Annotated in this window: 24 protein-coding genes; 11 read left to right on the forward strand and 13 right to left on the reverse strand. The window is 69.6% G+C overall.

The window, feature by feature from the left end:
* Positions 1-40 precede the first annotated feature (40 nt).
* The 3 genes from ACU6RU_RS09395 to cysS form a co-directional block, all read right to left on the reverse strand.
* Entirely contained in the window at positions 41-2,491 is a 2,451-nt protein-coding gene (locus ACU6RU_RS09395) for a glycogen/starch/alpha-glucan phosphorylase (protein WP_446726634.1), read from the reverse strand.
* A gap of 162 nt (positions 2,492-2,653) precedes the next feature.
* Positions 2,654-3,643: a 23S rRNA (guanosine(2251)-2'-O)-methyltransferase RlmB gene (rlmB, locus tag ACU6RU_RS09400; protein WP_120264961.1), complete on the reverse strand. Its 990-nt coding sequence runs from the start codon at positions 3,641-3,643 to the stop codon at positions 2,654-2,656.
* Positions 3,636-5,036 carry a cysteine--tRNA ligase gene (gene cysS, locus ACU6RU_RS09405; protein WP_446726391.1) on the reverse strand — a complete coding sequence of 467 codons (1,401 nt, stop codon included), beginning with the start codon at positions 5,034-5,036 and terminating at the stop codon, positions 3,636-3,638. Before cysS ends, rlmB begins: the two co-directional genes overlap by 8 nt.
* Positions 5,037-5,108: 72 nt before the next feature.
* Between cysS and ACU6RU_RS09410 the strand changes: the two genes are divergently transcribed.
* Both ACU6RU_RS09410 and ACU6RU_RS09415 read left to right on the forward strand, forming a co-directional pair.
* Positions 5,109-6,038, forward strand: a complete 930-nt coding sequence (locus ACU6RU_RS09410) for a DMT family transporter (protein WP_446726392.1) — start codon at positions 5,109-5,111, stop codon at positions 6,036-6,038.
* Between the two features lies 1 nt (position 6,039).
* Entirely contained in the window at positions 6,040-6,534 is a 495-nt protein-coding gene (locus tag ACU6RU_RS09415; RefSeq protein WP_446726393.1) for a GNAT family N-acetyltransferase, read from the forward strand.
* 108 nt (positions 6,535-6,642) lie between these two features.
* Here the strand turns inward: ACU6RU_RS09415 and ispD are convergent, their stop codons facing one another.
* The gene (gene ispD, locus ACU6RU_RS09420) at positions 6,643-7,824 is read right to left on the reverse strand and encodes a 2-C-methyl-D-erythritol 4-phosphate cytidylyltransferase (protein ID WP_446726394.1); all 1,182 of its coding nucleotides are present in this window, start codon (positions 7,822-7,824) and stop codon (positions 6,643-6,645) included.
* Positions 7,825-7,846: 22 nt separating this feature from the next.
* On the reverse strand, positions 7,847-8,329 hold the full coding sequence (locus tag ACU6RU_RS09425; protein ID WP_076690104.1) for a CarD family transcriptional regulator: 483 nt from the start codon (positions 8,327-8,329) through the stop codon (positions 7,847-7,849).
* 155 nt (positions 8,330-8,484) lie between these two features.
* Between ACU6RU_RS09425 and ACU6RU_RS09430 the strand changes: the two genes are divergently transcribed.
* Positions 8,485-9,000, forward strand: coding sequence for a DNA modification methylase (locus ACU6RU_RS09430; protein ID WP_120264956.1), 516 nt, complete (start codon positions 8,485-8,487; stop codon positions 8,998-9,000).
* A gap of 131 nt (positions 9,001-9,131) precedes the next feature.
* Here the strand turns inward: ACU6RU_RS09430 and ACU6RU_RS09435 are convergent, their stop codons facing one another.
* The gene (locus ACU6RU_RS09435; RefSeq protein WP_289329832.1) at positions 9,132-9,815 is read right to left on the reverse strand and encodes a response regulator transcription factor; all 684 of its coding nucleotides are present in this window, start codon (positions 9,813-9,815) and stop codon (positions 9,132-9,134) included.
* A complete protein-coding gene (locus ACU6RU_RS09440; RefSeq protein ID WP_120264954.1) occupies positions 9,812-11,020 on the reverse strand; it encodes a sensor histidine kinase in 1,209 nt (402 codons plus the stop codon). Before ACU6RU_RS09440 ends, ACU6RU_RS09435 begins: the two co-directional genes overlap by 4 nt.
* 171 nt (positions 11,021-11,191) lie before the next feature.
* On the opposite strand from ACU6RU_RS09440, the gene phoU reads away from it, so the two are divergent.
* Entirely contained in the window at positions 11,192-11,878 is a 687-nt protein-coding gene (gene phoU / locus ACU6RU_RS09445; RefSeq protein WP_289329833.1) for a phosphate signaling complex protein PhoU, read from the forward strand.
* A gap of 64 nt (positions 11,879-11,942) precedes the next feature.
* Here the strand turns inward: phoU and ACU6RU_RS09450 are convergent, their stop codons facing one another.
* Entirely contained in the window at positions 11,943-12,692 is a 750-nt protein-coding gene (locus ACU6RU_RS09450; RefSeq protein ID WP_446726395.1) for a phosphoglyceromutase, read from the reverse strand.
* 40 nt (positions 12,693-12,732) lie between these two features.
* On the opposite strand from ACU6RU_RS09450, the gene ACU6RU_RS09455 reads away from it, so the two are divergent.
* On the forward strand, positions 12,733-13,551 hold the full coding sequence (locus ACU6RU_RS09455) for a class I SAM-dependent methyltransferase (RefSeq protein ID WP_446726396.1): 819 nt from the start codon (positions 12,733-12,735) through the stop codon (positions 13,549-13,551).
* Between the two features lie 24 nt (positions 13,552-13,575).
* Here the strand turns inward: ACU6RU_RS09455 and ACU6RU_RS09460 are convergent, their stop codons facing one another.
* The 5 genes from ACU6RU_RS09460 to ACU6RU_RS09480 form a co-directional block, all read right to left on the reverse strand.
* Positions 13,576-14,250: a HEAT repeat domain-containing protein gene (locus tag ACU6RU_RS09460; protein WP_120264950.1), complete on the reverse strand. Its 675-nt coding sequence runs from the start codon at positions 14,248-14,250 to the stop codon at positions 13,576-13,578.
* 409 nt (positions 14,251-14,659) lie between these two features.
* The gene (locus tag ACU6RU_RS09465; RefSeq protein ID WP_446726397.1) at positions 14,660-15,778 is read right to left on the reverse strand and encodes an FUSC family protein; all 1,119 of its coding nucleotides are present in this window, start codon (positions 15,776-15,778) and stop codon (positions 14,660-14,662) included.
* Position 15,779: 1 nt separating this feature from the next.
* Positions 15,780-16,868, reverse strand: coding sequence for a CAF17-like 4Fe-4S cluster assembly/insertion protein YgfZ (gene ygfZ / locus ACU6RU_RS09470; RefSeq protein WP_289329836.1), 1,089 nt, complete (start codon positions 16,866-16,868; stop codon positions 15,780-15,782).
* Positions 16,868-17,473, reverse strand: a complete 606-nt coding sequence (locus tag ACU6RU_RS09475; protein WP_446726398.1) for an FABP family protein — start codon at positions 17,471-17,473, stop codon at positions 16,868-16,870. The genes ygfZ and ACU6RU_RS09475 overlap by 1 nt, the downstream gene beginning before the upstream one ends.
* A gap of 184 nt (positions 17,474-17,657) precedes the next feature.
* On the reverse strand, positions 17,658-17,948 hold the full coding sequence (locus tag ACU6RU_RS09480; protein ID WP_120265182.1) for a hypothetical protein: 291 nt from the start codon (positions 17,946-17,948) through the stop codon (positions 17,658-17,660).
* Positions 17,949-18,056: 108 nt separating this feature from the next.
* Between ACU6RU_RS09480 and ACU6RU_RS09485 the strand changes: the two genes are divergently transcribed.
* From ACU6RU_RS09485 to pstA, 6 genes are all read left to right on the forward strand, one after another.
* The gene (locus tag ACU6RU_RS09485; RefSeq protein ID WP_446726399.1) at positions 18,057-18,755 is read left to right on the forward strand and encodes a winged helix-turn-helix domain-containing protein; all 699 of its coding nucleotides are present in this window, start codon (positions 18,057-18,059) and stop codon (positions 18,753-18,755) included.
* Positions 18,756-18,805: 50 nt separating this feature from the next.
* Positions 18,806-20,974 (forward strand): RNA degradosome polyphosphate kinase, encoded by a 2,169-nt coding sequence (locus tag ACU6RU_RS09490; protein WP_120264946.1) that lies wholly within the window; start codon positions 18,806-18,808, stop codon positions 20,972-20,974.
* Positions 20,971-21,909: an NUDIX hydrolase gene (locus tag ACU6RU_RS09495; protein WP_446726400.1), complete on the forward strand. Its 939-nt coding sequence runs from the start codon at positions 20,971-20,973 to the stop codon at positions 21,907-21,909. The genes ACU6RU_RS09490 and ACU6RU_RS09495 overlap by 4 nt, the downstream gene beginning before the upstream one ends.
* A 162-nt stretch (positions 21,910-22,071) precedes the next feature.
* Complete coding sequence (pstS, locus tag ACU6RU_RS09500) at positions 22,072-23,175, forward strand: phosphate ABC transporter substrate-binding protein PstS (protein ID WP_120264944.1); 1,104 nt, start codon at positions 22,072-22,074, stop codon at positions 23,173-23,175.
* Between the two features lie 78 nt (positions 23,176-23,253).
* Positions 23,254-24,207 (forward strand): phosphate ABC transporter permease subunit PstC, encoded by a 954-nt coding sequence (gene pstC, locus ACU6RU_RS09505; protein ID WP_120264943.1) that lies wholly within the window; start codon positions 23,254-23,256, stop codon positions 24,205-24,207.
* A 1-nt stretch (position 24,208) separates the two neighbouring features.
* The gene (gene pstA / locus ACU6RU_RS09510) at positions 24,209-25,306 is read left to right on the forward strand and encodes a phosphate ABC transporter permease PstA (protein WP_120264942.1); all 1,098 of its coding nucleotides are present in this window, start codon (positions 24,209-24,211) and stop codon (positions 25,304-25,306) included.
* Positions 25,307-25,324 lie beyond the last annotated feature (18 nt).

Here is a 25,324-nt window from a genome sequence, read left to right on the forward strand (position 1 = left end):
TGGGTGTCGAGCGCGGGCTCGGGCCCGCGCATGCGGCCGATCAGCGAGCGGGCTGGGTGTGCCAGATGCGGTCGATGTAGTCGCGGATCGAGCGGTCCGACGAGAAGAAGCCCGTTCGGGCGACGTTCAGGATGGCCGATCGGGTCCAGGCGTCGCGGTCGGCGTAGGCGGCATCCACCCGCTCCTGAGCGGCGATGTACGACGTGTAGTCCGCGAGCACCATGAAGCGGTCGTCGTAGAGCAGGTTCGACACGACGGGCTCGAAGGTCGAGCGGTCGCCGTCCGAGAATGCCCCGGAGCCGATGAGGTCGAGCGCGCGACGCAGCTCCTCGTCGGCCTGGGCGAACTCCCCCGGACGGTACCCCGCGGCCCAGAGCTCTTCGACCTCGGGCTCGCTCATGCCGAACAGGAAGAAGTTGTCGTCGCCGACGAGCTCGCGGATCTCGACATTCGCGCCGTCGTCGGTGCCGATGGTGAGCGCCCCGTTCAGGGCGAACTTCATGTTTCCCGTGCCCGAGGCCTCCTTGCCGGCGAGCGAGATCTGCTCCGACAGGTCGGCCGCGGGAATCACCCGTTCGGCGAGGGTGACGTTGTAGTTCGGCGGGAAGACGACCTTGAGCCGCCCCTCGAGACGCGGGTCGTTGTTGACGACCGAGCCCACGGCGTTGATGAGGTGGATGACGCGCTTGGCCATCGCGTACCCCGGGGCCGCCTTGGCCCCGAAGATGAATGTGCGCGGCTGCAGATCGGATGCCGCGACCCGGCCCGACACGACCCGCTCATAGAGCGTGACGATGTGGAGCAGCTTGAGGGTCTGGCGCTTGTACTCGTGCAGCCGCTTGACCATGACGTCGAGCAGGTGATCGTCGGCGATCTGGAATCCGTCGCGCTTCATCAGCACGTCGTTCAGGCGGCGTTTGTTCGACGCCTTGACGTCGGCGAACGCCGCACGGAAGTCCGGGTCTTCGGCGTACGACTCGAGCTCGCGGAGCCGCTCGAGGTCGGTGAGCCAGCCCGTGCCGAGCGCGGCGGTGATGAGATCCGACAGCTCGGGGTTCGCCAGACGCATGAAGCGGCGCGGGGTCACCCCGTTCGTCACGTTCGTGAACTTCTCGGGCATCATCTCGTCGAACTGATGCAGCACCTTCTCGCGCAGCAGCTGCGAGTGCAGCTCGGCGACGCCGTTGACCTTCGCACCGGCGACCGTGGCGAGGTAGGCCATGCGCACCGCGCGGTGCTCGGACACGATCGACATGTCGCGCAGGCGCTGCTCGTCGTCGCCGAACCGCTCGCGCACGCGCAGCAGGAACTCGTCGTTGATGCGGTAGATGATCTCGAGATGCCGCGGCAGCAGCCGTCCCAGCAGATCGACCGACCAGACCTCGAGCGCCTCCGGCAGCAGCGTGTGGCAGGTGTAGGCGAAGCACTTCTGGGTGATCGCCCACGCGGCATCCCAGTCGAGCTTCCGCTCGTCGACGAGAACGCGCATCATCTCGGGGACCGCGATGACGGGGTGCGTGTCGTTGAGCTGGAAGATCACGCGGTCGGGCAGATCCTCGATCACGAAGTCGTCGGGCAGCACCTTCGTCATGTAGTCGGCGATGGATGCCGCGACGAAGAAGTACTGCTGCTGGAGCCGCAGCTCCTTGCCCTGCGGCGTGGAGTCTTCGGGGTAGAGGACCTTCGAGATGTTCTCGGCGAAGGTCTGCGCGCGCACCGCCTCGACGTAGTCGCCGCTGTTGAAGGTGCGGAGATCGAATGCCTTCGTCGCCTCCGCGCTCCACAGGCGGAGGGTGTTCACCCGCCCGTTCTGGTAGCCGGGCACCATGTAGTTGTAGGGCACGGCGCGGACGCTCCAGGCCGGCACCCAGCGGCTGCGGATGACGCCCTCGTCGTCGTAGGTCTCGGTGTGACCGCCGAACGACACGGTCTGCGCCGCCTCCGGGTGGCGGAATTCCCAGGGCGACCCGAGCGCGAGCCAGGCGTCCGGCTTCTCGATCTGCTCGCCGTTGCGGAAGACCTGGCGGAAGATGCCGTACTCGTACCGGATGCCGTAGCCGATGCTCGGAACGCTGAGGGTCGCGAGCGAGTCGACGAAGCACGCGGCGAGCCGCCCCAGGCCACCATTGCCCAGCCCCGGCTCGACCTCGTGCCCGCGCATCGTGTCGATGTCGATCCCGCACGCGGCGAGCGCTTCGGTGGCGATCTCGGTGAGCCCGGCGGCAAGCAGGTTGTTGTCGAGCTGGCGTCCGAGGAGATACTCCGCCGACAGGTAGCACACGGCCTTGCGCTGGTCTTCGCGCTGACGACGCTGGTCCTCGAGCCACCGCGCCACGAGGTAGTCGCGCACGGTCGCGGCCAGCGCCATGTACTTGTCGGTCTCGGTGGCCGACGAGAGCGCGACGCCGCGTTCCATGTTGAGATTCAGCAGGAACTCGCGCACGAAGCCGTCGACCGTCGCCGGAGGCGAGGCCACCGGCGCGAGCGCCAGCGGGTGCGTCGCAACGGCCGTGCGGGAATCGGAGGTCTTGTCGTTCTCGCTCACGGTTCGAAACTACCCGGTCGACCGCGATCGCGTCGGGCCACCGGCCATGAACTGAGCGGAATTTACAGGAAGGTCATCGCCCGGTCACAGCCCGGCGCGACCTGCCGATCACTCCTGGGCCGCGCGGATCGTGGCGACCTGGTAGAGCGCGACGGATGCCGCGATCCCGGCGTTCAGCGACTCTGTCGCCGACGAGATCGGGATCGAGACGACCTGGTCGCACGTCTCGGTCACCAGGCGCGAGAGCCCCTTGCCCTCCGAACCCACGACGATGACCACCGGGCGGTCGGCGAGTTGCAGCGAGGGCAGCTCGACGTCGCCCCCGCCGTCGAGGCCGAGCACGAAGACGCCCTGCTTCTTGAACTCCTTGAGCGTTGTCGTCAGGTTCGGCGCGATCACGACCGGGATACGCGCGGCCGCGCCGGCGCTCGTCTTCCACGCCGCGGAGTTGACGCCGGCCGAGCGGCGCTGCGGGACGATGACGCCCTGGCTGCCGAAGGCTGCCGCCGAACGCATGATCGCGCCGAGGTTGCGCGGGTCGGTGACGCCGTCGAGGGCGACGAACAGCGGGGTCTCACCCGAGTCGATGACCTCCTCGAGCAGATCCTGCGGGTGGCCGTACTCGTACGGGGGCACCTTGATCGCGACGCCCTGGTGCACGCCGTCGAAGCCGGCCATGCGGTCGAGCTCCTGACGGGTGACCTCGAGCACCGGGATGCCGCGGTTCGTGGCGATCGACAGCATCTCCTTGACGCGATCGTCCATCTCGACGCGCTGCGCGATGTAGAAGGCCGTCGCGGGGATCTTGGCGCGGAGCGCCTCGAGCACGCTGTTGCGGCCCGTGACGGTCTCGGTGTCGTCACCCGACTTCGACTTCGGCGACCGGTTCGAGCTGCCCTGGCGCTGCTGCGGCTTGCCGCCTGCGGCGACGTAGCGCTCCTGGGCGGCCTTCCGCTTGCCGGCGGGGTGCCAGGCGCGATCCTCCGCCTTCGGAGTCGGGCCGCGCCCCTCGAGCGAGCGGCGGTTCTTCCCACCGGTGCCCTTCGTGGGCCCCTTCTTCTTGCCGCGTCCGGCGGACGGGTTTCCTGGCTTAGCCACGGTTCACACTCCAATGGGTCCCCTCGGGACCGTCTTCGAGGACGAGGCCGGCCGCCGCGATCGCGTCGCGGATACGGTCGGCTGTCGCCCAGTCCTTGGTGGCGCGCGCCTCGGCGCGCTGGTCGATCATCGTGCGCACGAGCGCATCGAGGGCGATGGTTCCGGCGTCGTCGCCGTGCGTTCGGTCGGCGGCGTCCAGCCCCAGGACGCGCAGCATCCCCGAGACGGCGGCGACGGCGGCCATGGCCGCCTCGCGGTCGCCCTCATCGAGAGCGGAGTTTCCCGCGCGCACGGTCTCATGGAGCACGGCCAGGGCCTGCGGCACGGCGAGATCGTCGTCCATCGCCGCCGCGAAGGCGGCGGGCAGCTCGCCGGGAGCGACCGACGCATCGGGCACGACGCGGTCGGCGCGTTGCAGGAACGACTGGATGCGCCCGAGGGCAGCCTCGGCCTCGTCGAAGCTCGCGGGCGTCAGATCGAGGCTGGATCGGTAGTGAGCGGCCCCGAGGGCGTACCGCACCACCTGAGGGTCACGCTCACACAGCACGTCGTCGGCGAGCAGGAAGTTGCCGAGCGACTTCGACATCTTCTGATCGCCGACGGTCACGAGGCCGTTGTGCACCCAGTACCGGGCGAAGGCGTCGCCCGCTGCGGTCGACTGCGCCAGCTCGTTCTCGTGGTGCGGGAAGCGCAGGTCGAGGCCGCCGCCGTGGATGTCGAACTCGCCGCCGAGGTAGCGCCGGCTCATCGCCGAGCACTCGATGTGCCATCCGGGACGGCCCGTCCCCCAGGGCGAGCTCCAGCCGGCATCCGACGGCTCTTCGGGCTTCGCGGCCTTCCACAGGGCGAAGTCGCGAGGATCCCGCTTGCCCCGCGGATCGGCGTCGGTCGCGGCCTCCATCGCATCGAGCGACTGGCGCGTCAGCGCCCCGTACTCGGGCCACGAGCGCACGTCGAAGTACACGTCGCCCGAACCGTCGGGCGCCGCGTAGGCGTGACCGCGTTCGATCAAAGTCTCGATGAGCTCGATCATCTGCGGAACGGACGCCGTCGCGCGCGGCTCGTACGTGGGGGGCAGCACCCCGACAGCCGCGTAAGCACGCGTGAACTCGAGCTCGATCCGATACGCCAGCGCCCACCAGGGCTCCGTGTCCGTCGCGTTCGCGAGGATCTTGTCGTCGATGTCGGTCACGTTGCGCACGAACGTCACACGCCCGTGACGGTGCTCGAGCCAACGGCGCAGGATGTCGAACCCGACGGCTGCCCGCACATGACCGATGTGCGGGCCCGACTGCACCGTCGGACCGCAGACGTAGACCGTGACGTTCGACGGGTCGCGGGGCGCGAAATCACGCAGCGCCTGCGCGCGGGTGTCGTAGAGGCGAACGGTCACTGCACCAGCCTACCGGCGGGGCGCCGCGCCGCCGTGGCATGCGCACGCTCGCCGACACGGTAGAACTGGAGGGTGCTGTCTGTGATCGCCGTCCTCGTCGCGGCGGTGCTGTTCGGCACCACCGGCACCGCGCAGGCACTCGGGCCCGGGGACACGACGCCGCTGGGCGTCGGAGCCGCTCGTCTCATCGTCGGAGGAACGGCCCTCGCGGTCGTCGGCCTCGCGATCGGAGCGCGCCGACAGCGCACGCGCCTCGCGCGTGACGGCATCCGCCCGGCCGGCGGTCCGCGGGCCGTCGCGCTGATGATCGTGACCGGGCTGTGCCTCGCGCTGTATCAACCGCTGTTCTTCCTCGGCACGGCCCGCAACGGTGTCGCCGTGGGAACGGTGATCGCTCTCGGCTCCGCACCCGTGCTCGCCGGCGTGCTGGAATGGGCGCTCACGCGGCGACGGCCGACCACGTCGTGGATGACCGCGACGGCGCTGGCCACCGCAGGAGTGGCGCTGCTCGCCATCGCGGGAGGCGGCTCGGCAGGAGCCGACGGCCTCGGCGTGATGGGGTCGGTCGGGGCGGGCGCGTCGTTCGCCGTGATCGCGAACGCCCAACGGCGGTTGATCTCCGGAGGCTGGGACGCGTTCACCGTCTCGGGCGCGATGGGCGCCGGAGCGGCGGTCTGCGGCGCCGCGATGGTTCCCTTCACCGACATGGGCTGGCTGACCGACCCGCGGGGCTGGACGATGGCCCTCTGGCTCGGCATCGCGACGGTCGCGCTCGCGTACGCCCTGTTCACGTGGGGACTGGGCGGCTTGAGTGCGGCGACCGCCGCCACCCTCACCCTCGCCGAGCCGCTGACCGCGAGCCTGCTGGGCGTGCTCATGCTCGGCGAACGCCTCGCCCCGTTAGCGCTGGTGGGGCTTGCGGTACTGGCCGCCGGGCTGGTGCTGCTCGCCGTCACCTCGCGGTCTCGCCGAAACCCCGCCCCTACGCCTCTGGAGGCCTGACATGACGCATTCCCTCACGATCGTGCGCGACGACCTGACCGGCGAGGCGACACGGGGTCTCATCGCCGCGCACCTGGCCGGGATGCTCGCCAACACGCCCGTCGAGAGCGTGCACGCACTCGACCTCGGAGAGCTGCAGCATCCGTCGGTCCAGGTGTACTCGGCCTGGATCGGCGATGAGATCGCCGCCGTCGGCGCGTTCAAGACCTTCGACTCCGATCGTGCCGAGCTCAAGTCGATGCGGGTCGCCGATGCGTTCCTGGGGCGCGGGCTGGGGCGCGCGATGCTCGTGCATCTCGAACGCGAGGCACGGCAAGCCGGCATCCGATCGCTCTGGCTCGAGACCGGGGCGGGCCCCGATTTCGTCGCCGCACGGGGCCTGTACGAGAGCGCCGGGTTCTCGTACTGCCCGCCTTTCGGCGACTACTCCCCCGACCCGCTGTCGGTGTTCATGAGGCTCGACCTCGCCCCCTCGACCGACCCGGCTGCGCTCTGAGCGGCCGCGCGGCGCGCATCGGGCGCAGTTCGACGCATCACACGCAGCTCGAGCCGCGCCTCACATCGCGAAGTGCGCCCGACATGCGCGAGACCGCCGGCTGAGACGTCAGCGGATGCGGTGCACGAGCGCGACCGCGGTGGCCGAGACGCCTTCGCCGGCGCCGGTGAACCCGAGGCCGTCAGTCGTCGTCGCGGCGACGGAGACCGGCGCCCCGAGTGCTTGCGTCAGCAGCGCCTCGGCCTCGGCACGGCGCGAGGCGAACCGCGGCCGATTGGCCTGCACCTGCACCGAGACGTTTCCGATCGCGAAGCCGGCCTCGGCGACGAGCTCGCGCACGCGACGGAGGAACACGACCCCCGAGGCACCCGCGTATTCGGGACGATCGACCCCGAAATTCGTGCCGATGTCTCCGAGACCTGCGGCGGCCAGCACCGCGTCGACGATGGCATGAGCGACGGCGTCGCCGTCGGAGTGCCCACGCAGCCCCGGTTCGCCGGGCCATTCCAATCCCGCCAGACGCAGCGCTCCGTCGCCGCCGAACGCGTGGACATCGGTACCGATGCCGACGAGGGGCAGGACGGATGCCGCGTTCGCGGCGGGCCCGAGAAGATGACGCGCCCGGTCGAGGTCGGCCGGCGTGGTGATCTTGAACGACAGGTCGTCACCGGCCACGGTGTGCACAGAGTGACCGACGGCGGCGAACAGTGCGGTGTCGTCGGTGTGTTCCTCGGTCGCCCCGGCATACACCGCTTCGAGGAGCGCACGCGGAAAGCCCTGCGGCGTCTGTGCCGCGACGAGCGGGGCGCGATCGACGGCTTCATCGACCACCCGGCCGGTCACGCGTTTGAGCGTGTCGACGACGGGGCGGACGGGCACTACGCCGGCACCGGTCCTCTCGACCTCGGCGATCACCCGTTCGAAGACCTCCGGCGGGGTCAGGGCACGAGCAGCGTCGTGGACGAGCACGACCTCGACGTCGGCCCACAGCGCGTCCAGCCCCGCGGCGACCGACTGCTGACGTGTCTGACCACCGACGACGACTGAGACGAGGTCGGCGCGTTCGCCGAAAACCGCCTCGGCTTCGGTCTGCGCGTCGCCCTCACGCCCGTGCGGCGCGACGATCACGACCTGGGCAGTCGGCGTGGCGACCACCCCCTCGAGAGCGTGCCTCAGGATCGAGTGCTCGTCGATGCCGACGAACGCCTTCGGCGCTCCGGCAGCGAGTCGCGTTCCGGAGCCGGCGGCGACCACGATGACCGCGACGCGCGGAACGGGGATGATGCCCACGGCAGCGGATGCCGACTCGGCCTCAGGAAGCGAGGACCTCGTCGAGGACGCCCGAAGCGTGCTCCTCGTCGGCCTTGAGCGCGAGCGCGATCTCTGACACGAGGATCTGACGCGCCTTCGCGAGCATGCGCTTCTCACCTGCGGACAGACCACGATCCTGGTCGCGACGCCACAGGTCGCGGACGACCTCGCTCACCTTGATGACATCGCCCGAGGCGAGCTTCTCGAGGTTGGCCTTGTACCGGCGCGACCAGTTGGTCGGCTCTTCGGTGAAAGGAGCACGCAGGACGTCGAACACACGCTCGAGCCCGTCCTTGCCGATGACGTCGCGAACGCCGACCAGATCGACGTTGTCAGCCGGGACCTCGATGATGAGGTCTCCCTGGGTGACGTTGAGCTTCAGGTATTTCTTCGTCTCGCCCTTGATGATCCGGTCCTTGACCTCGATGATCGTGGCTGCCCCGTGGTGGGGGTAGACGACGGTTTCGCCAACCTCAAAAAGCATGGAGTTATATCCCTTCGGCAACATCCAGGATAACACAGGGGGCATACAGTAAGGTTTGCCGCCGCTTGTGCCCGGCGGCATCCCGGCGGTGTCGGCGCGCGACCCCCGTCACCGTTTAGACTGCTGAGGTCGCTGTCTGCCTGCCTGGAGGATCCGTGAAACTGCGAATCGTCGCCTCGATTGCCGTGGGCGCCGCCCTGACCCTGGGAGCCACCGGCTGCAGCATGATCTCGCCGCAGGCGACGACCATCGACTTCTCCGCCTCCGACGGCGTGAACATCCCGCCGTCGGGCCCGCTCGACGTGCGCAACGCGATGGTCATCGCCGACGAGTCCGGCACCTCGGGCAACTTCCTCGCCGCCATCGTCAACCCCACCGATGACGACCACACACTCATCTTCGGGTTCGGCGGCGTCACCACGACCCTCGAGGTTCCGGCCCGCGACAGCATCAGCCTCGGTGTCGACGGCAACGAGCCGATCCTGCTCGACGGCATCGACACCCAGCCCGGCGCGACGCTGCCGATGGCGTTCCAGTCGGGCGACGCCGAGGGCGTTCTCATCGACGTCCCGGTCCTCGACGGCACGCTCCCGTACTACACCGAGTACGTCCCGCGCGAGGCGCCGACCCCGTCGGCCACTCCCACGCCGTCGGCCACGCCGACCCCGTGACGACTCGGCGCCTCTGACTTCCCGCTTCCCGCCTGCTGCGGGGCGCACGAACTTCGGAGTACGTCGCGGACCTCGGACCGTTTGCGCAGATTCCTCCGAGAGCCGCGTCACCCTCCGAAGTTCGTGCGTCGTCAGCCCTCGAAGCGGTAGCCGAGTCCGCGTACGGTGAGCAGCATCGACGGTCGCCCCGGATCGGTCTCGATGCGCGAGCGGATGCGCTTGATGTGCACGTCGAGCGTCTTCGTGTCGCCGAAGTAGTCGCTCCCCCACACGCGGTCGATCAGCTGGCCACGGGTCATCACACGGCCCGCGTTGCGCATGAGCACCTCGAGCAGCTCGAACTCCTTCAACGGCATATTGATCTCGCCGCCGTCGACGGCCACCGTGTGGCGGTCGAGGTCGATCGTGACCCGGCCGCCCACGAGGACACGCTCATCCACGTCGACATCGGCCGTCGCGGCCCGGCGCAGCACAGCGCGCATCCGTGCGAGCAGCTCGCGCGACGAGTAGGGCTTCGTGACGTAGTCGTCGGCACCGAGCTCGAGCCCCACCACGATGTCCACCTCGGAGTCCTTGGCGGTGAGCATGATGATGGGCGTCTTCGAGGTGGTCCGGATGATGCGGCAGACCTCGGTTCCCGGCATCCCGGGCAGCATGAGGTCGAGCAGCACGATGTCGGCTCCGCGCGACTGGAACGCCTCGAGCGCGGCGGGCCCGTCCTCGGCGATCTCTACCTCGAAACCCTCCCGCCGCAGCAGATACGCCAGGGGGTCAGCGAGGTCGGGCTCATCCTCCACGAGCAGGACACGGGTCATGATGGGTCTCCCTTGGGTCGGGCGGGCAGCGCCCGGCCGATCTTCTTTCTGGTCTTGCGCGGGGCCGTCGCCGCACCGTCGGGGGCGGCGATCGCGGGCAGGCGGATCGTGAACGTCGAGCCACGACCGGGGCGCGACCACAGCTGGACCTCGCCGCCGTGGCGCTGCACGGCGTGCTTGACGATCGCGAGCCCGAGCCCGGTGCCGCCCGTGCGCCGCGAGCGGGCATAGTCGGCGCGGTAGAAGCGCTCGAAGACACGCTGCTGCTCGCTCTCGGGGATGCCGATGCCGCGATCGGTCACCGCGATCTCGACCGTGTCGTCCGTGCCCCGGATGCCCACGCCGACCTGACTGGCGGGCGGCGAGTACACGATGGCGTTCGCGATGAGGTTGCCGACCGCTTCGCTCAGCACCTGCACGTCGCCGCGCACGTACAGGCCGCGATCGCCGCCCCGCACGAGCGCAACGCCCGCCGACTCGGCAGCGATCGCGTGCGTCTCGATCGCCGACGTCACGACCTCGTCGATGGCGACATCCCGCAGTTCGGTCAGCTCGTCGGACGACTGCAGCCGCGACAGGCTCATGATGCGCGAGGTGAGGTTCCCGAGCCGCATCGCCTCGGCACTGAGCCGGCTGGCGAACGAGCGCACCTGCTCGGGGTCGTCGGCCGCCGACTCGATCGCCTCGGCGAGCAGGGTGACGGCTCCGACCGGCGTCTTCAGCTCGTGGCTCGTGTTCGCCACGAAGTCGCGTCGCATCTCCGCGAGCCGCTCCCGCTCGGTGATGTCGCGCACGAGCACCAGCGTGAACCGGGGGGTGATGCTGCTCGCGCGCGCGACGATCAGCCGCGGCTCCGCGGGAGCCACCCCGCGACGCAGCTTGAGCGTGCCCGTCTCGGAGTGCGGCACGCCGCGGGAGGACCGCAGCAGCTCGCGCAACTCGTCGCCGGGGACCGTCTCGCCCTCGAAGAGCCCGAACAGCTCGGCGGAGGGAGACGTGGCCACGATGGTGAACGACGCGTCGACGATCAGCGCGGCTTCATCGAGTGCCGCGAGCACGTCGCGCGCGCCCGCCGGGAGATCGCCGTCGGCCTGCTCCTGCGCTTGGGCGCGCGCACGCCAGGCGAGGAAGGCCACAGCGCTGATGAGAAGGCCGACGAACGCGCCCGCGAGAAGGGCGACCAGCGCGAGCTGCGTCGGATTCATTCCTTCAGATTAAGACGTGGCACGCCGCCCTCCCATCGCGTCCGGGCCGTTCCTACCCCGACTCGGACTGATGTTCATCGCCTCGGCACCGTTCGTTAACCTTGTCGAGCGACAATCGCGTCGCCGTGAGTACGGCGTCGTGCTGTCTCCGCAAGAAGGAAAGGTGCTCCGATGCGCGAAGTCTTCCACCAGTCCCTCGAGGACGTCCAGACCCGCCTGGTCGAGATCTCCGAGCTGGTGACCGTCGCGATCGAGAAGGCCACGCGTGCATTCGGCACGAGCGACATCACCCTCGCCGAAGAGGTCATCGACGCGGATGCCGTCATCGACGACAAGGCCATCGCGATCGACGAGCTCGCCATCGAGATCCTCGCGCGTCAGCAGCCGGTCGCCCGCGACCTGCGCATCGTCGTCTCAGCGCTGCGCACGAGCGCGTCGCTGGAGCGCATGGGCGACATCGCCGAGCACATCGCGCAGCTGACGCGCATGCGCTTTCCCGAGCGCGCGATCCCGAAGGGCTTGAAGGGCACCTTCACCAAGATGGGCGAGATCGACGTCGAGGTCGCGCGTACGCTGACCGAGCTGCTGCGCTCCGAGGACCTCGCGCTCGTCGAGACGCTGCGTGGTCTCGACGACCGGCTCGACGACCTCCACCTGAGCGTCTTCGAGAAGGTCCTCAGCGAGAACTGGCAGGGCGAGGCGGCGGCGACCGTCGATGCAACGCTCGCCAGCCGCTACCACGAGCGCTTCGCCGATCACGCAGTGACGGTGGGCAAGCGCGTGGCCTACCTCGCCACGGGCGAATGGCGTCCCGACACCGAAACGATCAACGTCATCGTGAACGAGAACGGTCTCTGACCGACATCCGATCGACGACGAGGGGGCGGTGCCGATCGGCACCGCCCCCTCGTACGTGTCGTGCTTACGCCTTGCCCTGATTGGCCACGGCTGCGGCGCCGGCGGCGGCGGCCTCGGGGTCGAGGTACTCGCCCGGCCCGAGCGGCTTCAGGTGCTCGTCGAGCTTGTAGACCAGCGGGATGCCGGTCGGGATGTTCAGCTCGGCGATGTCGTCGTCGCTGATGCCCTCGAGCTGCTTGACGAGAGCGCGGAGCGAGTTGCCGTGAGCGGTGACGAGCACGGTCTTGCCGTCGCGCAGGTCGGCGGCGATGTCGGACTCCCAGTACGGCAGCAGACGGTCGATGACGAGCTTGAGCGATTCGGTGCGGGGCACCTCGCCGTCGATGCCGACGTAGCGCGGGTCGTTGACCTGGCTGTACTGGTCGTCGTCGGCGAGGGGCGGCGGCGGAACGTCGAACGAGCGGCGCCACAGCATGAACTGCTCGTTGCCGAACTCGGCGAGCGTCTGCGCCTTGTCCTTGCCCTGCAGCGCTCCGTAGTGACGCTCGTTCAGGCGCCACGACCGCTTGACCGGGATCCACAGGCGATCGGCGGCGTCGAGCGCGATCTGAGCGGTCTGGATGGCGCGGCTGAGGACGGACGTGTAGAGGACGTCGGGCAGCAGGCCGGCCTCGGCGAGCAGCTCACCGCCGCGCTGGGCCTCGGCCTTGCCCTGGTCGGTCAGTCGGACATCGACCCAGCCGGTGAACTGGTTGGACTTGTTCCACTCGCTCTGCCCGTGGCGGAGGAGGATCAGCGTGTACGGCGCACTCATACTCCGAGTCTATCGAGCCGGGGCCTGCGATCATGGGGGCATGGCCCCGGGACATATCGGGCAGGCCACCCGTGGAACCACCAACACGAATCGCCTGCGTCGCGTCGATCGCTGGATCGCGCGGCATCCCGTGCTGCGCCGGTGCGCCGATCCCCTCGTGATCGACCTCGGGTACGGGGCGAGCGGCGTGACGGCGTTCGAGCTCGAGGCACGTCTGCGCCTCGCACGAGCCGACGTCGAGGTCGTCGGACTCGAGATCGATCCCGAGCGCGTCGCCCGTGCGCGCGAGCAGCTCGAGGAGGTCCGCGCCGGGCGCACGCCCTTCGCACCGGATGCCCGCGTCGGGTTCGAACGAGGTGGATTCGAGGTGCCCGCGCCGGGTGGGCGCCGCCCCGCGATCATCCGCGCCTTCAACGTGTTGCGCCAGTACGACGAGGCGGATGTCGCCGACGCGTGGACGCGGATGACGTCGCGCCTCGCGCCCGACGGGATGCTCGTCGAGGGCACGTGCGACGAGATCGGCCGCGTCAGCACCTGGATCGAGGTGGGACCGGATGCCGCGCCCCGCAGCCTCACCGTCTCACTGCGCCTGTCTGGACTGGACTCGCCCGCCATCGCGGCCGAACGTCTGCCGAAAGCCCTCATCCACCGCAACGTCGTGGGCGAGCGCGTGCACGATCTGCTGGCCCTGCTCGACGACGAGTGGCGCCGGGCCGCGCCGGCATCCGCTTTCGGTCCCGTCCAGCGGTGGCGTTCCGCTCTGGGCGCGATGGCCGACCGCGGATTCGACCTTGGCGACCGCTCACGGTGGCGTTTGGGCGAGTTCACGGTTCCCTGGAGTGCGGTCGCGCCGCGCTGAGCCCGGGCGCCGAGCGCCGCGATGTCAGCCTTCGTGCCAGTCGGCCGCGTCGCGCCGAGCGGCAGCGCGGCGGGCCACGGCGACGGCGGCCTCGTAGCCGTCCTCGGGGTAGGAGACGAGGTGATCGGTCGCGAGCGCGTGAAGACGGACATTCCATTGCGCCGACGCCGCTGCAGCGTCGATCGCTTCACGGCCCGATTCACCGAGCATCACGAACGCCCGGCTGAGGCTCTGCTGGAGGTCGTCCGGGCCGACTCCGAAGTGGGCGGCCAGCTCCGATGCGAGGGCGGCACGCTCGGCCTCGGGGGCGAGCCCCGCCGCCGTGCGCCACGCGGTCCGTGCGACAGCGGTGTCGTCGTCGTGCAGGAGCTCCCGCGTGATCGCGGGCCAGGCCCGCGGGTCGCGGATCTTCGAGAGCGTGTGGAGCGCCTGGGCACGCGCCTGCGGCGACGCCGATCCGAGCTCGGGCAGCACCGTCTCGAGGGTCGTGTCGCGGTCTTGTCGGGTCAGCGCCCAGGTGAGGGTCTCGCGCACGGTGAAGTCGGGCTCGTGGGCGCACTGCTCCACGAGAACCGGAACGTATTCGGGGCGGGGATACGTTCCGGCAGCCATCGCACTGCGGACCCGCTCGGACCCGTCGGCTGATCCCAGTGCGCGGCGCAGCAGGTCGGCGGCAGTCGGCGTGTTCTCGCTGGTCATGTCACATTCCTCCCCCTCCATCGAACACGCTCGCCGGCCCGCGGGCTCCGTGCGCGTCGATTTCACAACGCCGTCCCAGGTGGGACCGTGCGTGGCTTCGTCGGCGCCGCAATCAGGCTGGCCGCGACGATGGGCCGGTTGCAGCGACCGACGCACGAGCGCAGCCTGTTCGCGGCGCACAAGCCTGCGGCTCCATGCTTCGGTGCTCACGTCCCGCGCGGGCGACAGCGACCGGTCGCACGTCCGCTCCATTCGGTCGCGAGCCCGTTCCGGCGACAGGCTGAATGCGGCCCGGTGCACGGTTCGGCAAGCACGGCGCAAGTACAGCCTGCCGACGGCACCGTCCTCGGCGCTGAGCGGCGAGCCGTGGCGGCCGTGAGGCAGCGCCTCACGTGCGAGCGATACGGGCTCAGATGCGCGGCATCGTCGCGCGGGCCTCGGCCTGCGGCATCCCCGCGGCGGTCAGCAGATCGACCACGAGCGGACGCAGGGCGGTGATGACGTTCTGGTCTCCGAGCGAGGAACCGGGCGCCAGAGTCGTCGGGTCGAGGCGGGTCGCGACCGCGAGCAGCGACTCGCGGGCGGCGGGTTCGAGCGCGATGTCGTCGATCGACCTTCCCAGCAGGTCGGCCGCACGGGAGATCTGGGCGAGCAGGTCGGCGGCGATCGGGCGCGGTTGGCGGTCTTCGAGGGTGTAGACGACACGCCGGGCGATGACCCGGAGGTTGCGCGTGGCCAGGTCGAGTGAGGACCGCATGCGGTCCTGACGTTGCAACTCCTCGCGCTGGCGCCGGAGGAACGGCGAGATGCGGGCCACGGCGAGGCCGGAGTCGAGCGATGTCGTCCAATCGTCGACGAGCGGCTGTAGCGCCCGCGCCTTCTCGAGCCCCCGGTCGGCTCGGACCCGGTCGCCGCGGCGCAGTGCTTGGATGACGGCCGCGGCAGCGCCCTCGAACCCGGAGAACAGGGCCCGGCCCGCGCGCGAGACCTCACGCAGCGGTCGGCGCGGCAACAGGGCCGTCGCGAGCAGGGCGGCGACCGCGCCCACCGAGCCGTCGACGAGACGGAGGAACGGCATGCTCCCCGGAATCGCGATGACGATCACCGACTGGATCGCGGCCGAGATCGCGAAGCTCGGCTGTGCCGAGAGCAGCCTCGCGGTGAGCAGCGTCGCAGCGAGGGCCAGGGCGAGCTGCCAGGTGCCCGAACCGACGGCGAGCACGATGAGCTCCGACACCAGCACACCGACCAGCATCCCGATCACCGTCTCGAGCACGCGCCGCGGCCGGGCGTCGCGGACGAGCCCGAGGCTCGAGATGGTCACGGTCGCGGCGAGCAGGGGTGATGGGTGCCCCAGGACGAGGTGCGCGAACGCATAGGCCGCGGATGCCGCGACGACGATCTGCACGATGGCCGGAGCCGAGTCGCGGGCGCGTTCGAAACCCCGCCGTGGGCGTACGCGAGCCCGCCAGCCGGTCGCGATGGGCGCGGTGACGGCGGGCGGCTCATCGGCACGCTCGGGCGCCACGTCAGGTGCGGCGGCTCAGGCGAGGCAGCCGCGGCGGTGCGGCGGTGCGGCCGGCATCGGGCGGAACGACGACTTCCTGGACCGCCGCGACCGTGTCGTCACCGGCATCGACGATGAGGTCGGCGTCGACCGGCACCGAACGCTTCACGATGGCGAGGGCGATAGGCCCCTGCTCGAAGTGCCGCGCGGCCGAGGTGACCCGCCCCACCTCGTCGCCGTCGCGGCGCACGATCGCGCCGGGTTCGGGAATCACCGCGTCGCTGCCGTCGAGCTGCAACGCCACGAGGCGACGGGGAGGATGCCCCAGGTTGTGCACCTTCGCCACCGTCTCCTGGCCGCGGTAGCAGCCCTTCGACAGATGGACGGCGGTGCGGAGCCAATCGACCTCGTGCGGAAGCGTCATGCCGTCGGCCTCGGTGGTCGCACGCGGCCGCCAGGCGGCGATGCGCAGAGCGTCGGCCGCCCATCGTCCGGCGACGCGGCGGCGTCCCGCGACGGCGTCATCGGCGAGCCGGCGGAGTTCGTCGCGGTCGAGGACCGCCTCGGCCCAGTCACGTCCGGCCGCGGGATGACCCTCGTCCGCCGCGTATCCCCATCCACCGATGGAGACTTCCGGCCACGGATCGCGCCACACGACGGATGACGTCAGGTCGGCGACCGCGGCCGCCGTTCCGCCGACGACGGCGGTGTCGCCGGAACGATCGGTCACCTCGACGCGCAAGCGGAACCGCATGCGCGTGAGCCAGGTGACGAGCCCGTCGAGACGCTCGGCATCGGTGATGAGCCAGGTCGTCTCGCCGTCGTCGACGACGGATGCCGCGTGCTCCACGTGACCCTGCGGGTCGAGCACGAGCAGCTCGGTGCTCTCGCCCGGGAGAAGCCGCGTCAGCGCCTGCGAGGTCAGCGAGTCGAGCCAGCTGAGACGGTCGGGGCCCGCGACGGTCACCACCGCGCGATCGCCCAGCGGCGCGACGGCACTGCCGCTGTCGAGAAGCTGCTGCTCACGCATCGGGTTGCCGATGTGCAGGAGTCCGAGTTCGTCGCACACGGCCCCGTCGACGTCGGCGAAGGTCGCGCCGTCGCCCGACATCACTCGGCCTTGGCCAAGCGGGCCGACGCGTGTGAGGCGAGCTCGCCCCCGAGTGCGGCGATGTCCCAGGCCCACAGGAGATGCCCGTCGACGAGGCCGTACATGCGCGTGGCTGCGGTGTACTCCTTCGCCCCCGCGGTGCGCACGACCGCGTCGGTGGCGAGGTCGATGCGCGGACCGCGGACCTGCCCGAGGTACAGCTCGCTCACGCCGTCGGAGTGGACGAGCGCGACCTCGAGGTCGAAACCGCCTTCGTCGTTGCGGAGCGCCTCGACATCGTCGACGGTCCGCTCGCGCGCGGGAGCGGATGCCGGCAACAGGCCCGGTCCGGCGTGCTCGGCCGCGGCCGGTCGCGCGACTCGCCAATATCCGGTCTCGGCCACGAGCGGACGGATACGCGCACCACTGTCGTCGATCAGCCAGGCGTTGGCGGAGTAGTTCAGATAGTCGCCGCCGTCGTGACTGAAGCTCACCTGGTGCGCGAACTCGCCGGTGAGATGGCCGTCGGCCGTCTCGTAGTCGATGACGCCCGAGCCCTCCCAGACTCCGAGCAGCCACGACAGCGGAACGAGGTCCGCCGGCAGGTCGGTGGGCAGCTCGAGCACGGTGTCAGCGCTGGCCGCGGTAGAGGTTCTTCACGACAACGCCCGACACGAAGACGATGGCGAGCGACGCCAGTCCGAGCAGGCCCACGTAGAAGATTTCAAGCGCGAGGAGATCCATGCCTCTACTCTATGCCCGCACGGGCCGTCCGCGCCCGTAGAAGGGGGCCGTCGTGCCCCGCCGCGTTCACGCGCCGACGAGTGACGACAGCCCGAATCCGATGCCGATGAACCCCATGACGAACAGCGCACCGAGCACGCTGACCGCCACGCGCTCGATGAATCCCCGCACGCGCCCGAGCACCAGCTGGATCACGAACGCCAGGACGAGGCAGCCGCCCAGGGCCACCGGCATCCACATCGCACGCTCGTCGACCGGCGCGAGAACCCCCACCAGGATGGCCGCGACAGCGGCGGCGATCCAGACGGCGACGACTCCGGCGACGGTGCGCGGCGGTGCGAGATCGGGCGTGGTCACCGTCCCATTGTGGCCCACGGTGTCGCCCTGCGCGACGCTGCGCACAGCCCGCGCCCAGCGAACGCCTAAGATGAGTGCACGTCCCGGCCGCTCCCGGAGGAATCCCCGTTGGCACAGCTTCTCGTTCTGAGTTCCACGCACGGCGGTGGTCTCGCGCTCCCGGCGCTCGAGCTGCTCAGCCACCGGGTCCGGCAGATCCCCGCCGAACCCGCCCAGCTCGTCAACGCCCCCAGCGCCGAGGTGGTCTTCGTCGACGCGCGTCACGACCTCGTCGGCGCGAAGTCGCTGTGCAAGATCCTGGGCAGCACGGGTATCGATGCACCTCTCGTGCTCATCGTCACCGAGGGCGGCCTCACCGCCGTGTCCACCGACTGGGGCATCGACGACGTCATCCTCGTCACAGCCGGCCCCGCCGAGATCGACGCCCGCATCCGCCTCGCGATCGGACGCGTGAGCAAAGAAGCGGTGTCGAGCCGCATCCAGACCTCCGGCATCACGATCGACGAGTCGTCGTACTCGGCCAAGGTGCACGGGCGGCCCCTCGACCTGACGTACAAGGAGTTCCAGCTGCTGCACTTCTTCGCGACGCACCCCTCACGGGTCTTCACGCGTGAGCAGCTGCTGAGCGAGGTGTGGGGCTACGACTACTTCGGCGGCACCCGCACGGTCGACGTTCACGTGCGGCGTCTGCGCGCGAAACTCGGCGATCTCGAACAGCTGATCGGCACCGTGCGCAACGTGGGCTACCGCTTCAACGTCTATGAGGACGAGCCGGTTCCCTCCGGCGGCGACTCCGCGCAGAGCTGACTCTCCGTCTCGTTCACCGGCAGGACACGCAGGACTGCCATGATGAGGGGATGATCGACACCGAGGCTCTGGACTCCGGTCTGGGCGACGCCGACGACGACGACTTCGACCCGGCCGTCGAAGACGTCGACGCACAGCTGCCCGACCACCGCTACACCGACCGTGAGATCAGCTGGCTCGCGTTCAACCAGCGCGTGCTCGAGCTCGCCGAAGACCCGACTCTGCCGGTGCTCGAGCGAGCCAACTTCCTCGCGATCTTCGCCAGCAACCTCGACGAGTTCTTCATGGTGCGCGTCGCCGGGCTCAAGCGGCGCATCGTGACGGGTCTCGCCGTCCCCACCAACGTCGGGCGAGCTCCGCAGGAGGTGCTCTCCGACATCTCCGCCGATGCGCACGCGCTGCAGCTACGTCACGCGAGCGCGTGGGGAGACATGATCCAGCCGGCGCTCCGGGATGCCGGCATCGAGATCGTCGGATGGGACGACCTCGACGAGTCCGAGCGCGGACGCCTGTACGACTACTTCCAGGCGCAGGTGTTCCCCGTCCTCATGCCCCTGGCCGTCGACCCGGCGCACCCCTTCCCCTACATCTCGGGCCTGTCGCTGAACCTCGCTATCCGGATCCGCAACGCCAAGACCGGACGACAGGAATTCGCACGCCTCAAGGTGCCGCCGATGCTCCCCCGGTTCGTGGAGCTCAACACCGGCACCTCGGTCAAGCGCTACCTTCCGCTCGAGGACCTGATCGCCAACAACCTCGAAGACCTCTTCCCCGGCATGGAGATCCTCGAGCATCACACCTTCCGACTCACGCGCAACGAAGACGTCGTGATCGAGGAGGACGAGACCGAGAACCTGATCCAGGCGCTCGAGGCCGAGCTGCTCCGGCGTCGCTTCGGCCCGCCGATCCGGCTCGAAGTGACCGAGGATATGGACGACGTCACGCTCGACCTCCTGCTCGGCGAGCTCGACATCACCGATCAGGAGGTGTACCGCCTGCCGGGGCTGCTCGACCTGCGCGGCCTCTTCGACCTCGCCCGCATCGACCGTCCCGAGCTGCGGTACAAGCCGCACGTTCCCACGACGGCGACCGCGTTCCAGCCCGCCGAGCAGAACGGGCGCACCGACTTCTTCGGCGCCATCCGCGCCGGCGACGTGCTCGTGCACCACCCGTACGAGTCGTTCACGACGAGCGTCGTCGCGTTCCTCGAGCAGGCGGCGCGTGATCCTCACGTGCTCGCCATCAAGCAGACGCTCTACCGCACGTCGGGCGACAGCCCCATCGTGCAGGCGCTGATCGACGCCGCCGAGCGCGGCAAGCAGGTGCTCGCTCTCGTCGAGGTGAAGGCCCGTTTCGACGAAGCCGCGAACATCGTCTGGGCCCGCAAGCTCGAGAAGGCCGGTGTCCACGTCGTCTACGGCCTCGTCGGGCTGAAGACGCACTGCAAGCTGCTGCACGTCATCCGCGAAGAAGACGGCGCCCTGCGCAGCTACAGTCACATCGGCACGGGCAACTACAACCCCAAGACGAGCCGCCTCTACGAGGACTTCGGACTGTTCACGAGCGACGAGCAGGTCGGACGAGACCTGACGCGACTGTTCAACGAGCTCAGCGGCTACGCGATCGAGAAGAAGTTCAAGCGCCTGCTGGTGGCCCCCCTCCATCTGCGCAAGGGCCTGCTGCGCCACATCGACGCCGAGCGACGCAACGCGCTCGAGGGCAAGCCCGCCCACATCCGCATCAAGGTCAACTCGATGGTCGACGAGCAGATCATCGACGCCCTCTACCGGGCGAGCCAGGCCGGGGTGCGGGTGGACGTCTGGGTGCGCGGTATCTGCTCGCTCCGCACCGATCTTCCGGGCGTGACCGACAACATCACGGTGCGCTCGATCCTGGGACGCTACCTCGAGCACTCGCGCATCTTCACGTTCCACAACGCCGGCGACACCATCGCCTACATCGGCAGCGCTGACATGATGCACCGCAACCTCGACCGCCGTGTCGAGGCGCTCGTCCGGGTCGTCGCGCCGGCGCACGTTAAAGAGCTGACGACGCTGTTCGACCTCGCGATGAGCGACGCGACCAGCTCGTGGCATCTCGGCGAGGGCGGCGTCTGGACGCGCCATGCGTTCGACGACGATGGCAAGCCGCTCGCCGACCTGCAGGACCGCACGATGGCGCATGTGCAGCGGCGTCGCCGGGCGCGCGCGGTGCGATGACCGACACCGCGGTGTACGCGGCCGGTGGCGTGGTCTGGCGGTGGGTCGACGGCAAGGTCAAGGTGCTGATCATCCACCGCACCAAGTACCGCGACCTGACGCTTCCGAAGGGAAAGGTCGACCCCGGTGAGATGCTCGCCGAGACCGCCGTGCGCGAGATCCGGGAAGAGACCGGCATCTCGGTCCGGCTCGGGCCGCCCGTCGGTGTGTCGAGGTACCACCTGCCGAGCAAGAAGCAGAAGATCGTGCACTACTGGGCGGCGGAAGCGACCGACCTGGCCATCCGGATGTCGACGTTCGTGCCGAACAAGGAGATCGCGGCGCTGGAGTGGATGGGCCTCAAGAAGGCCCGCAAGGCGCTGAGCTACCCCGTCGACGTCGAGATTCTCGACGAGTTCGTGCGGCTGGTCGACGAGCGCGCCATCGACACGTTCCCCCTCATCGCTCTGCGCCACGCGAAGGCCGTGCCCCGCGAGGACTGGGACCGCGAGGATGCGGCGCGGCCGTTGTCGACCCGCGGCAAGAAGCAGGCGCACGCCATCGTCGGCCCGCTCCTCGCCTTCGGCGTCCGCCGCATCGTCTCCTCCGATGCGCGCCGCTGCGTGCGGACCGTGACGCCGCTGGCGGCGGCGATCAGCCGACGCATCGACACCTCGCACCACCTCTCGCAGGACGCATGGGAGAACGGCCGGGCCGATGTCCGGTCGGTCATCGGCGACCGTGTGCGTGCCAGGAAGCCCGTCGTGCTCTGCTCCCATGGCCCCGTGCTGCCCGACCTGCTGAACGAGATGGCGCTGGCCACCGGAACCCTGCGCGGGTCCTACCTCGGCAGTGCCTCGGCGCTCGAGACCGGTGCGTTCTCGGTCGTGCACCTGCCGCGCGAGAACCCGGGTTCGGGGATCGTCGCGATCGAAACGCACATGCCGAAGCTGTGATCTCGCACGCGACACCACACTGAGAGGCCCGTCGTTCCGCGGTTCACGAGCGTCGTTCACCTTCTGTTCACCCCCAGAGCGCACTCTCGTAAGGGACGGTGTCTACCGTTCGGGACGAACCTGCACCGGGTTCTCGTCATCAACATGCGAAGGATTCACACAGTGAAGCTCTCCCGACTCGCCCAGCTGGGCGCCGTGGCCGCCGTGGCCTCTCTTGCCCTCGCCGGCTGCGCTGCAAACGAAAGCGCTGCGCCCGGCGCCGGCTCGAGCGACTCCTCGGCCCCCTCCCTCGAGGGCAACCTCGTCGGCGGCGGCGCCTCGTCGCAGGAAGTCGCCGTCCAGGCCTGGACCCAGGGCCTGCAGACCGCGAACCCCGGTCTCACGATCGACTACGACCCCTCCGGCTCGGGCACGGGACGCGAGTCGTTCCAGGCCGGCGCCGTGCAGTTCGCCGGCTCGGACCGTGCGTTCAAGACCGACGAGATCACTGCCGGCCCGTTCGAGGCATGCGCGGCCGACTCCGACCTCGTCGAGCTCCCGACCTACATCTCGCCGATCGCCGTCGTCTTCAACATCGACGGTGTCGACTCGCTGAACCTCGATGCCGACACGCTCGCGAAGATCTTCGCCGGCCAGATCACGACGTGGAACGACCCGGCGATCGCGGCCCTGAACGAGGGCGTCGAGCTGCCGGCGACGGCGATCACGCCGGTGCACCGCTCCGACAAGTCGGGCACCACGGGCAACTTCACCGACTACCTCGGCAAGACCGCGCCGGATGTCTGGACCGCCGGTTCGGTCGAGGAGTGGCCGGCCCTCGGCGGCGAGGCCGCTCAGGGAACGTCGGGCGTCATCTCGGCCGTCGAGGGCGGCCAGGGCACCATCGGCTACGCCGACGCCTCGCGCGCCGGGAACCTCGGCACCGTCGCGATCAAGGTCGGCGACGAGTTCGTCGAGTACTCCCCCGAGGCCGCGGCGGCGATCGTCGACGCATCGCCCGAGGAAGAGGGCCGCGCTGCGACCGACATCGCGATCAAGCTCGACCGCACGAGCACCGAGGCCGGTGTCTACCCCATCGTCCTCGTGAGCTACCTCATCGGCTGCGCCGAGTACAAGGACGCCGCGACCGCTGAGATGGTCAAGGGCTTCTTCAGCTACGCCGCGAGCGCCGAGGGTCAGGACGCCGCGGCATCCGCTGCCGGCTCGGCCCCCATCTCGGAGACCCTGCGCACGCAGGTCACCGAGGCCATCGAGGCCATCAAGTAAGACGCTCCGGGTGCCCGGTCCGGTTTCGCCGGACCGGGCACCTCGCGCGGTTCCCGTCCGTCGCACAGAATCGAAGCCATGACCACCACACCCGAGGTCACCCGCACCGGAGCCCCGAGGGCCAAGACCCGAGCGGGCGACCGCTGGTTCTCCGGCACGGCGCTCTTCGCCGGCTCGATGATCCTCGTGACCCTCGCTGCGGTCGCGATCTTCCTGGTCATCCAGTCGCTGCCCGCTTTCGTCGCCACCAACGAAGACGCCTCGATCCTGCCCGACAACTTCTGGTCGTACGTCGGGCCGCTCGTCTTCGGCACCGTCTGGGCAGCAGCGCTGGCGCTGCTCATGGCCGTGCCGCTGTCGCTCGGCGTCGCGCTCTTCATCTCGCACTACGCCCCGCGCAAGCTCGCTCAGGCTCTCGGCTACGTCGTCGACCTGCTCGCGGCCGTCCCCTCCGTGGTCTTCGGCCTCTGGGGCATCGGCGTCCTGGCACCGGCCGTGCAGCCCGTCTACAGCTGGTTCGTCGACAACGTGGGCTGGTTCCCGCTCTTCAACGGCCCCGTCTCCAGCACGGGCCGCACGATTTTCACGGCATCCGTCGTCCTCGCCGTCATGGTCACCCCGATCATCACCGCGATTTGCCGTGAGATCTTCCTGCAGACGCCGACCCTGCACGAGGAGGCCGCCCTGGCCCTCGGGTCGACGCGCTGGGAGATGATCCGGATGGCCGTCTTCCCCTTCGCCCGCAGCGGCATCGTCTCGGCCGCCATGCTCGGCCTCGGCCGTGCGCTCGGCGAGACCATGGCCGTCGCCATGGTGCTCTCGGTGTCGGGCGGCGTCACGTTCGCGCTCTTCACCTCGGGCAATCCCTCGACGATCGCGGCGAACATCGCACTCACCTTCCCCGAGGCCTACGGGACGAACGTCAACGTCCTCATCGCCACGGGCCTCATCCTCTTCGTCGTCACCTTCGCGGTGAACGCGGTCGCGCGCTACATCGTGAGCCGCCGCAAGGAATTCTCGGGGGCCAACTGACATGACCGCGACTCTGACTCCCCCGAGCACGTCGGCGCGCAGCGCTTCGACAGGCCTCACGACCGGCCACCTGCCGAGGTGGGCGCCCTGGGCGATCCTCGGAGCCTCCCTGGTCGTCGTGGGCGTCTTCTTCGGCGTGATCGCTGCCGCCTCGGGCGACGCTCTCAATGTGCCCGGCTGGCTCATCCTGTCGGCGGTGGCCTACCTCGTGCTCATCACGGCGGTCTCCGCCGCCGTCGAGGGCCGCCGCAAGTCGGTCGACCGCCTCGTGACCGGCGTCGTCACGGTGGCGTTCCTCATCGCCATGGTGCCGCTGGTCTCCGTCGCGTTCACCGTCATCACGCTGGGCGCCCCCAGCTGGAGCGGCGAGTTCTTCAGCTCGTCGATGCGCAACGTCGTCGGCGAGGGTGGCGGTGCGCTCCACGCCATCATGGGCACGGTCCTGATCACGCTCGCCGCCGCGGTCATCTCGATCCCGATCGGCATCTTCACCGCGATCTACCTCATCGAGTACGGGCAGGGGAAGCGTCTCGCGCAGGGCATCACGTTCCTCGTCGACGTGATGACGGGCATCCCCTCCATCGTGGCCGGCCTCTTCGCCTACGCCCTGTTCGCGCTGTTCCTCGGCCCCGGCATCCGCCTCGGCATCATGGGGTCGGTGGCGCTCGCGGTGCTGATGATCCCCGTGGTCGTGCGCTCGACCGAAGAGATGCTGCGCCTCGTCCCCAACGAGCTGCGCGAGGCTTCGTTCGCACTCGGCGTGCCCAAGTGGCTCACGATCGCCAAGGTGGTGCTGCCTACCGCCATCGCGGGCATCACGACCGGCGTCATGCTCTCGATCTCGCGCGTCATCGGCGAGACCGCCCCGCTGCTGATCACCGCCGGCTTCACGGCATCCATGAACTACGACCTCTTCAACGGTCGTATGCAGACCCTGCCGGTCTTCACCTACACCCAGTACATGAACCAGGGCATTCCCGCCGAGGCCTTCGTCGGCCGCGCGTGGGCGTCCGCCCTGACCCTCATCGTCATCGTGATGCTGTTGAACCTCGTGGCGCGCCTGATCGCCAAGTTCTTCGCACCCAAGACCGGCCGCTGACCCGAAAGAAGAATCTCC

It is taken from the genome of Microbacterium sp. F1-18 (assembly GCF_052921305.1).